Source organism: Photobacterium sp. OFAV2-7, from assembly GCF_022347985.1.
Lineage (GTDB): Bacteria > Pseudomonadota > Gammaproteobacteria > Enterobacterales > Vibrionaceae > Photobacterium.
In genome coordinates, this window is the sequence record NZ_JAKRFQ010000122.1 from 1 (window position 1) to 8,363 (window position 8,363).

Genomic DNA, 8,363 nt, shown 5'->3' on the forward strand with positions numbered 1-8,363 from the left:
TGATACTTATTTAAGGAAAGCAAAAGAAGTTGGGATTAATGTTGATAAGGAAGGTTATTATCCATTTTCAAATGATGATTTTTGGAGAGCAACGAAATTATTTGTTAAAATGATTGATAGAATTTCACATCATTGCAATGATAAATTTTCGTTCAAATAACGTGATACAATCAGGTAATGTGTTTTACCCTTCGTTTCGATATGGTATTTAGTGCGCTTTTTTGGTTACCCCGTCTAGTAATACGGGGGGAAAGGTTTTGGGTATGATGGCCTATCCAAGCGTGCTGGGCATAGGTCGCCATTGACTGTCATGGTGGCTATAAATATCTTCACTCAGTACGGCATCTTCACGGTAGGAAACTTCCGATTTGAGATATTGCCTCAACATGAGCGCTCTGTTCATGTTGAGTTGCCATAAATAAAACAAGACAATACTTGACCCTACCAATTATTAATCTGTGATACTATCTAACCCTTTCAATACTCACGAGAAAAAATAATGAAAGAACTCGTATCAGCTTTTACACAGGCGGCAGCTAATAGACTTAAATCGCCTATTCTTGGATCATTTATTCTTGCATGGTTCGCAGTAAACCACACAGAAATACTGACTTTTTTCTATAGCAGTCCTGAAATGAAATTAGAGGTATTAAAACATACACAAGATTACACATTGGCATCATGGGCAAATTCGATACTGAAGAATTTTGCCTATCCAGCACTATTAGCACTGGCCTACACATTTGGGTTACCTTGGATACAGCACCATATAGACAAAGCCAAGCACGAAAAAATTGACAGAGCTAGGCTTGAAGCACAGCACGATAGACAAAAACATAAGTATGAAAGTCTTGGAGCTGCAAGCAAAGCTCAAGCTGAATCTAGTTTAGAGTACTGGCGTGATAGATTGAGCCGTGACTTAGATGATTGGGATGCTCAAAGAAGTACTCTTAAGTCTCAAAAAGATAACTTGGTTCAAGAATTAGAACACCAGAAGCAACTTCGTCAGTCAGCGGAAATTGAGCAAAATCACTTACAGTCTCAATTGAATTCATCTGCTGAATTACAGACTGAACTAAGGGAGGAAATTAAGTCTTTATCCACAAATATTGATGATATGAAAGAGAAATATCACCAGATTGATATCACCTTTCAAAGCACGAAAACAAAATATGAGCAGTTATTTAGTGATAGCAGTACAGCGGAAGGTGTGTTAGGCCTGATCGCGAACTTGAGTGCTGAGGAAACAATAAAGATGCAAGAATATTATATGTCAAACCCGAAATTTAAGGCACTGGTACTAAGTTCTGCTATTAACGATGACGATTTTTTATACGAATTACTTTCTAATGATGACTTTATGACAATGTTCGAAAAATATCGGAATAGCAAGAATCTCACCGAAGATGACAAGTTAGGACAGGGAAGTTTTCGGGCTGGGTAGGTCAATTGGCTTGCTTAGCTGATGCAGTAGTATCATAAGACCATCTCTATAGATGACTACAGGTAAACAAAGATCAATGATGGAAAAAGCTTGCTCACAAGCCTTTTTAATTCGTAGTGTTTTACATACGCTCGAAGTTATTGGGATTTCTGCAGGCCATACAATGAGCACCAATAGGAAAATAAGGGTGATGTTTGCTTTAGCCACCCGGAACTACTTTTGTCACTTTAGGAGTTAGTTGCACTTGGCTAACACCGTTGCCCCTAGAATTTATACAATCAATGCTCGTTTTCCGAAAGTGAGCGTCACATTGTTTAATATTGTGATTCCTAGTTGGGGAAACAGAGAGACCAAGGGCTAGTACAACTTACGGTAAGTTTCTCAATAGCCTTGCTGTTTGCATGATCACAGCCTTTGAATACCTATCATGATCTGCATTGATTTCCAGTAATGCGTTCCCTGTTACTATCCTGTCGGGTGTTAGCGTCCAACCATTAGGCGTAACCAATCTCCCCTTTACTATCTTCCAGCCTCGCCAATTTTCATTGATCGCCTCAAGATCACGACAACAGTACAGTTTCATTAGCCTTTTACATTCAGGAGGTATTTCCTGGCCCGAGTCCCAGCACGTGATGGTCCTCACATTTTTGAAACATAGTTTAGCGGTCTCTATTTTAGACAGACCGCATGTGAATTTTCTGAAAATGTAGTTATTAGTTAATTTTTTGGACATTGTGACATTCTTGCAATTTATCATTAATGAGAAACCGAATACTAAACACAGTGCATATTGCTTATTGCGGAAAAATTAACAAATTAATCGTTTAACATAAGACAATCATAATCCGCACTTGAACGTCTTCCAAAGTTGAAATGTCATAACCCGCCCAGGCGTTCAAAAAGTTACTGTAACAGCCCAGCAAAGCTTCTCTCTGGTCGATATTTACTTTTCCAGCCATAGAAACGGCTTCACTATCAGAGAAGATGCATCTGAATGTCGGTCGACAACCTATCTCACAGCACTCAGACCCAAATTTGACCCTATACACAAACAGATGCATATTTGACTTGGTAATTTGTTCTTATGCTGTGAGGCTGTCTGTGGAATTTCCAAATTTATACCTGGTAGTTGCTGTCTTTGTTCTGTTGGTTCTCTTAATTAAAGCTAAGACTTTCAAAAAAAGGACTTTGAGGCAGGACTCGTCAAACTATCAAAGTACTGGAGCATTGTTTACTGCCGCGGAACGCTCGTTTTATGGTGTACTAACGCAAGCTCTCAAAGATGAGTATGTGGTATTCGGTAAAGTTCGAGTTGCAGATATTATTAAGCCTCAAAGTGGGCTTAGTCGCTCTCAATGGCAACAGGCCTTCAATAAAATTTCGGCAAAACACATCGACTTTGTCATTTGCGATATAAATACTCTATCTGTTCTATGTGCTGTTGAGCTGGACGATTCCAGCCACCAAAAAGATGAGAGGGTTAAACGCGATGCCTTTCTATCAGAAGCCTTCACTTCAGCAAAAATCCCTTTAGTCAAAATCGGTGCCAGACGAGCATACCTGATCAGTGATATTCGAAATCAACTTGAAGCATATATGGCGACAGCTGAATCCCCTACTTCAGATACTGACGATTTCCAGGCTTGCCCAAAGTGCGGATCAGCATTAATTGAACGAGTAGCTAAACGAGGCAAGAACCAAGGTGAATCATTCTTAGGTTGCTCAAGCTACCCTAAATGCCGATATATGAGTGAAAGTTAGTGAGCGGTGTATACCGCTTTAAAATGTCCGGGCACCTGGACTTAAGCATCTTGCTGTAAAGTTTAGGTTTCCCCATGTCGCCAGCTCTCCACAGGTAACTGTATAAACACACAAATTATAAGGAAAGCTCTACTGTTCCCCTTTAAGGACAGCTTCTCTGGATATGTTGACTGTTTGTCCTCTAAATTGCGGCTTAATCCGTTGAAACTTTCACGGTATAACTGCATGGTTTTCTTACTATGACTGTGTAAAATATAAGACAGCATACAATATGAAGCTGAGCTGATGATTTTTCTGATAAAGATCAGCAACTTAGCGCAATTGGTGTTATATCTGCCAATATATGAAGATGGCTAGATATACGACTCTATTTCGTAGAATAAAATGTTATGAGTTAATAAAGTATCCAGTCATACTGCTGGGTATTATAGGAAAGAAGAATTATGGGGCATAAATTACCTCCGGAACAGCTAGAGTTATATAAAAGAATTGATGAGATTCTCTATTACAAGTGGGACCCAATCGGAGTATCAGATAGTGGTTGGGCAAGAGATGAATACCAGTCTTATTTACCGCAAGTATTTAGCTTGGTGATGCAAAGCAAATCACCACAAGAAATCTGCAAGTATCTAACAGAGTCAACTCAGTATATGGGTCTACAGCTATCGAGGGATCATGATTTAGCTGTTGCTAAGTTAATCCTTGAAGTTAAGGATTCGTTAGATATTGAGTGAATCACGCGCATCTAAACTCATAACAAGGCAATCAAGGTGACCCGTTACACTCGGCGATTTTAGTATGAAATTCAGTGTGTTTTGTTAGTTCTGCGTGGGGCACCTTATTGCAGGCGTTATGCGAATATTGGAAAAGGTTTATGGACAAACAATTTAAGAAGCTCCAATCGTTGGGTGCTGGTGATTTTCAACACCTAAATGGTTCATTGGAAGCCCACTTGAAAGGAACAGAGTCTATTCTTGCGAGCTGGGGAGCGAATAAAACATTAAGAGCTGCTGGGCTTTTTCATGCCGCTTATGGCACTGCTGGTTTTGATGCAAACATGGTTTCTTTAACTCAACGGCAAGAAATCATAAATGTAATAGGTATTGAAGCAGAAGCTTTGGTTTACTTATATTGCTCGTGTGATCGAGATTCTGTGTTTCCCCAATTTGGTAAATCCGACCAAATCCAATTCAAAGACAGATTTACTGGCACTAAGTTCATGATAACTGCTGAGCGAGCAAGGTTGTTTTGTGAGCTTACCGTAGCTAATGAGTTAGAGCTTGTGTATGCAAGCGATGATTTCAAGAGTAAGTATGGTCTGGAGCTATGGAAGCTATTCGAGAGTATGAAAACTTATCTAAGCTCCGAGGCGTGTTTGGCTTATAAGACAGCTCTTAGTGAATTTGCATAACAAAGCAATCAAGGTGATCCGTTGCACTCGGTGGTTTTGGTTTGAAGTTCGGTGCGCTTGGTAAGTTGAGCACCTTATCGCAGGCGTTATGAATCAAGGGAAATTTAGGAGTTAACATGAAAAAAGAACTACCACAAGATGGTAATGTTGAAATTGGTAATCTAAATGGCTATGAGCTCATCGGTATTAAATATTCTGATACAGGCCATAGTAGTTACTTTTCTGCAGTATTCATGCTGCTATGGTTAGGTGGATGGTTTCTAGGTTTTAAAAGTGCATTAACACAATTATTAGATGGACAATTTTCGCTCTTTTTAATGTTTTGGCTGTCCGCATGGACAGTTGCTGGCGTATTGGTGGTTTGCACGATTATTCGCTTATTTAGGAAGCCAGTTCCAGAGAAGATTCTACTTAACAAGCCAAGCCTATCTATAGATACAGGTATTCCACCTTTTCGTATGAATGACAAGCGAAATTCTCAAATGGAGTATATAAAGGACTTGTTTGCAAAATCCAAGCGTTTTGAAATTAGTGCTGAAGAGATTAAGTCATTATCGCTACGGGAATCAGAAAAAGGTAATCGCCTTACAGTTGATAAGGGTGCCCACCGAATTGAGATAGCAAAATCGGCAACCGAAATTGAAAGAGAGTGGTTGTACAATCACATTAAGCAGAATTACTCATAACAAGGCCACCAAGTGTGACACATTACACTCAGCTTTTTTGGTTTGGTGTTCAACAGGCTTGGTGGGTTCGGGGGGGATGGACCTGGATGGTTATCGAGTAATAAAGTTCAACGAAGCTACGTATGTAAACGAATCTTCAACTCGATATACAGTGATTGATTAACAACAATGGCTCAAATCCGGGATGAACAGCTTTAGGGTTTAGCAGTCAGCTTCACGGTCTCGGCAACCTGCTTCTAATATGCTTCCATGAAGCGTTTTTTAACATCGAGCATGTGTTCGCGCGCCCGGAAACGGATTGCCTTACCTTTATAATGCCCAGTGATACTTTTATCGCTCATCTCTCACCAACACTTACATCAGAAGGCATAAGCCACCCCTAGTGTGCCTGATACCGAATCATCATTTTCAATGATCGGGCTGTCAGCCAAGGCGCTATCGAGCTTGCTATAGCGGACAGAGCCAATCACTCTGACGTTTCTTGTCAGGTGGGTATACGCGCTCAGCCCGACAAAAAGCTGCCCGCTCCAGCCGCCGTCAAACGCATCAAACCGGGTACGCTCAGCTTCCGATTGTGATACGCCGTACAGGTGGTTGTTCAGTTTGTCGCTATTGAAGGCATAACCAAGCATCGCCAGTAGCGCATGTTTTTTCATAGAAATGGAACGATGTTTAAAATGGAAGCGAATGATATACAGAACTGACAAAAAATAAAATACAGTGGATGTTATTTTTGATGAAAAAGATGATTGTGGGCACGTCCGGCCCACAATCATAAATCGCTAGACTGGCTGTACCTCACCGGTTTCAAGTTTTACCATCGCCTCATCACGGGCTTTTTGGCGCTTGGAACTCAGGAACGCCGCAATATCGGTATGCTTATCCCTGGTCAGCGGATAGGCTGCCATCAATAGCGCACCGCTGGCGACAAGCAGTGTCGGAATCGTCACCCCGAGGTGCACAAATCCCGTCATTGCCAGATCGGATTGTTCAAGCACATTGGGCACATAGTCATAGAACTCGAGGATAGCCCCCGGGATGATCCCGCCCAGTGCCATACCAAACTTATTAAAGAAGCCGATAATAGCGTTACTGATCCCGTCGATACGGAAGCCATTTTTGTATTCACCGTATTCGATACAGTCAGGCACAAAACTGAAGATAATGCCTGATGCCATCCCCATTCCGATCCCAGCCAGGGCCGATATGGCCAATATCGTTGTAACATCCATAGTCAGAAAAGCGGGCCCGCGGGCCAGCGCAAGTACCAGGCCTATAAACACCACCCACTTTTTGTCCATCTTATTGACCAGGATACGGGCAATAATGATACCGGCAATGGCCGAGAAGAGCTGGATAATCATCGACAAGGTAAACATCTCCTCAGCCTTGAGGAAATACTTAAATAGGTAGATACCGGCAGAGGTCTGAATCGCGTTCAGGCCGAACAGCAACAAGACAACCCCGGCCAGAACCAGCATCGGCTTATTGGTAAAGAAGGAGCGCAGAATATCACCTAAACTGTGCTTCGGCGGCTTTGTTCCTTTATGGGTGGTAATATCTACCCGCTCTTTACAGAAGAAAAAGGTGGCCAGACAACAACACGCCGCCAGAGAGCCGAAAATAACCGCAGTAAGCTGGTAACCGGTTTTATCATCACCACCGCCCAGCATATCGACATAGGCCGGGACGCCGGACATCAGCAAGATAGCCCCCATCGACATGATCGCGCGAAGACTGACCAGCTTGGTTCTGACCATGCTGTTTTCAGAAAGGACCGAAATCATCGAGTTATAGGGTACGTTAACGGCGGTATAGACCATGCCGAAACCAATGTAGGTCACATAGGCGTAGATCAACTTGCTGGTTTCCGACATGCCCTCAAACGGCACCGTGAAGACGGCCACGGTCATCATCGCCAGTGGTATCGCCATCCACCCGAGATAAGGGCGGAAGCGACCCCAGCGGGTATTGGTCTTGTCGGCAATGAAGCCCATGATCGGGTCGTTGATTGCATCCCATACCCTGGCAAGCAGAAACATGGTCGAGGCTGCCAGCGGCGAAATGCCAAAAACGTCGGTATAAAAGATCAGCAGATAGATAACCACCATCTGATAGGCAAAATTGTTACCGACATCCCCCAGGCAAAACGATATTTTTTCCTTGAACGATAGCTTATAACTGTCTTGAGTTGACATAGTACCCTCGTATTTATCGAATACGGCTCGAACGTCCTGTCAGCCAGTCACCTCTTATTACCGTGGCAGCAAGAATTTTCTGTTGAGCCGGTGAAGCCCTCTGCGACAGGCAGAGGGCTAGAGTGACAGCAAGAGAAATCAGAACGTCACCGTCCCTGTCCCGGTGAACTTGCCGTTTACCGATTCCACGGTGATTTCATGGTCAGATTTAATCCAGCCGGAACCGTCTTTTCTGACACACAGGATCGGGCTTTCAAACGAGCCGATTCCCGGCGTGATCACCAGGTGCCCCTCAACGCTTGTCTCGATACCCGCCAGGCGGATGTAAGACATGATAGGCGAAGCATGACTGTGGGTATTGGCGACCGGGAAGCTCTGGGCCGACATCATCGACATGCCTGCGCGCGGGTCATCATCGGCGATCTCTTCACTGGCCAGCTGCTCGCCCCATGCTCCCCAGGTACGGCCCGGGCGCTTGGATTCAGGTCCGTTCCAGCAATCCGGACCCGATAGCACCCCTTCCCAGATAGATGGGTAGTGCTGGGTATGGTTCGACAGCGAAGTTTTTCGGAACAGCTCTAATGAAAAGTCAGGATCATATTTATTCGCCGCCCAGATAAGAACCATATTGAGTACGTACCAGACACCACCGTAGGCTTCCTCACCGGTTGTGTTGTGCGGCCAGATCGCGCGGACACCCAGCGGGCTGTTTAGACTGTCTTTTCTGAAGTTATCAATCACCAGTCTGGCCTGCTCGTCGGTAGCCGCACCACAGAGCAATGCCCAGGCATTGACATCCAGCCAGCACTCGTCACGGCCGACAACAACATCGTTCGGTCCGTAAATACGATCGAACCATTTGC

Annotated in this window: 10 protein-coding genes; 5 read left to right on the forward strand and 5 right to left on the reverse strand. The window is 43.6% G+C overall.

Going from position 1 to position 8,363, the window contains the following annotated elements; translation table 11 throughout:
• Nucleotides 1–271 precede the first annotated feature (271 nt).
• A complete protein-coding gene (locus MHN01_RS24525; RefSeq protein WP_255725121.1) occupies nt 272–403 on the reverse strand; it encodes a hypothetical protein in 132 nt (43 codons plus the stop codon).
• A gap of 96 nt (nt 404–499) precedes the next feature.
• On the opposite strand from MHN01_RS24525, the gene MHN01_RS09260 reads away from it, so the two are divergent.
• Nucleotides 500–1,444 carry a hypothetical protein gene (locus tag MHN01_RS09260; protein ID WP_239411089.1) on the forward strand — a complete coding sequence of 315 codons (945 nt, stop codon included), beginning with the start codon at nt 500–502 and terminating at the stop codon, nt 1,442–1,444.
• Nucleotides 1,445–1,811: 367 nt separating this feature from the next.
• Here the strand turns inward: MHN01_RS09260 and MHN01_RS24650 are convergent, their stop codons facing one another.
• Entirely contained in the window at nt 1,812–2,201 is a 390-nt protein-coding gene (locus MHN01_RS24650; protein ID WP_370646477.1) for a DUF3653 domain-containing protein, read from the reverse strand.
• 344 nt (nt 2,202–2,545) lie between these two features.
• Here MHN01_RS24650 and MHN01_RS09265 point away from each other — a divergent pair, with 344 nt between their 5' ends.
• The 4 genes from MHN01_RS09265 (at nt 2,546) to MHN01_RS09280 (ending at nt 5,302) form a co-directional block, all read left to right on the forward strand.
• Nucleotides 2,546–3,205: a DUF2726 domain-containing protein gene (locus MHN01_RS09265; protein WP_239411090.1), complete on the forward strand. Its 660-nt coding sequence runs from the start codon at nt 2,546–2,548 to the stop codon at nt 3,203–3,205.
• A 443-nt stretch (nt 3,206–3,648) separates the two neighbouring features.
• Nucleotides 3,649–3,939 carry a hypothetical protein gene (locus MHN01_RS09270; protein ID WP_239411091.1) on the forward strand — a complete coding sequence of 97 codons (291 nt, stop codon included), beginning with the start codon at nt 3,649–3,651 and terminating at the stop codon, nt 3,937–3,939.
• A 140-nt stretch (nt 3,940–4,079) separates the two neighbouring features.
• Nucleotides 4,080–4,616 (forward strand): DUF6817 domain-containing protein, encoded by a 537-nt coding sequence (locus MHN01_RS09275; protein ID WP_239411092.1) that lies wholly within the window; start codon nt 4,080–4,082, stop codon nt 4,614–4,616.
• Nucleotides 4,617–4,732: 116 nt separating this feature from the next.
• Complete coding sequence (locus tag MHN01_RS09280; protein WP_239411093.1) at nt 4,733–5,302, forward strand: hypothetical protein; 570 nt, start codon at nt 4,733–4,735, stop codon at nt 5,300–5,302.
• A gap of 359 nt (nt 5,303–5,661) precedes the next feature.
• Here MHN01_RS09280 and MHN01_RS09285 read toward each other — a convergent pair whose 3' ends face one another.
• The 3 genes from MHN01_RS09285 to MHN01_RS09295 all read right to left on the reverse strand — a co-directional run.
• Nucleotides 5,662–5,958 carry a MipA/OmpV family protein gene (locus tag MHN01_RS09285; protein WP_239411094.1) on the reverse strand — a complete coding sequence of 99 codons (297 nt, stop codon included), beginning with the start codon at nt 5,956–5,958 and terminating at the stop codon, nt 5,662–5,664.
• A 126-nt stretch (nt 5,959–6,084) separates the two neighbouring features.
• The gene (locus MHN01_RS09290; RefSeq protein ID WP_239411095.1) at nt 6,085–7,500 is read right to left on the reverse strand and encodes an MFS transporter; all 1,416 of its coding nucleotides are present in this window, start codon (nt 7,498–7,500) and stop codon (nt 6,085–6,087) included.
• A gap of 138 nt (nt 7,501–7,638) precedes the next feature.
• Nucleotides 7,639–8,363 (reverse strand): hypothetical protein (locus tag MHN01_RS09295; RefSeq protein ID WP_239411096.1); only part of this gene is annotated, 725 nt, incomplete at its 5' end.

Excerpts from the sequence above, each read along its gene's own strand:
- MHN01_RS24525 (WP_255725121.1), bottom strand. The coding sequence starts at position 403 with ATGAACAGAGCGCTCATGTTGAGGCAATATCTCAAATCGGAAGTTTCC.
- MHN01_RS09260 (WP_239411089.1), top strand. The coding sequence starts at position 500 with ATGAAAGAACTCGTATCAGCTTTTACACAGGCGGCAGCTAATAGACTT.
- MHN01_RS24650 (WP_370646477.1), bottom strand. The coding sequence starts at position 2,201 with ATGATAAATTGCAAGAATGTCACAATGTCCAAAAAATTAACTAATAAC.
- MHN01_RS09270 (WP_239411091.1), top strand. The coding sequence starts at position 3,649 with ATGGGGCATAAATTACCTCCGGAACAGCTAGAGTTATATAAAAGAATT.
- MHN01_RS09275 (WP_239411092.1), top strand. The coding sequence starts at position 4,080 with ATGGACAAACAATTTAAGAAGCTCCAATCGTTGGGTGCTGGTGATTTT.
- MHN01_RS09280 (WP_239411093.1), top strand. The coding sequence starts at position 4,733 with ATGAAAAAAGAACTACCACAAGATGGTAATGTTGAAATTGGTAATCTA.
- MHN01_RS09285 (WP_239411094.1), bottom strand. The coding sequence starts at position 5,958 with ATGAAAAAACATGCGCTACTGGCGATGCTTGGTTATGCCTTCAATAGC.
- MHN01_RS09290 (WP_239411095.1), bottom strand. The coding sequence starts at position 7,500 with ATGTCAACTCAAGACAGTTATAAGCTATCGTTCAAGGAAAAAATATCG.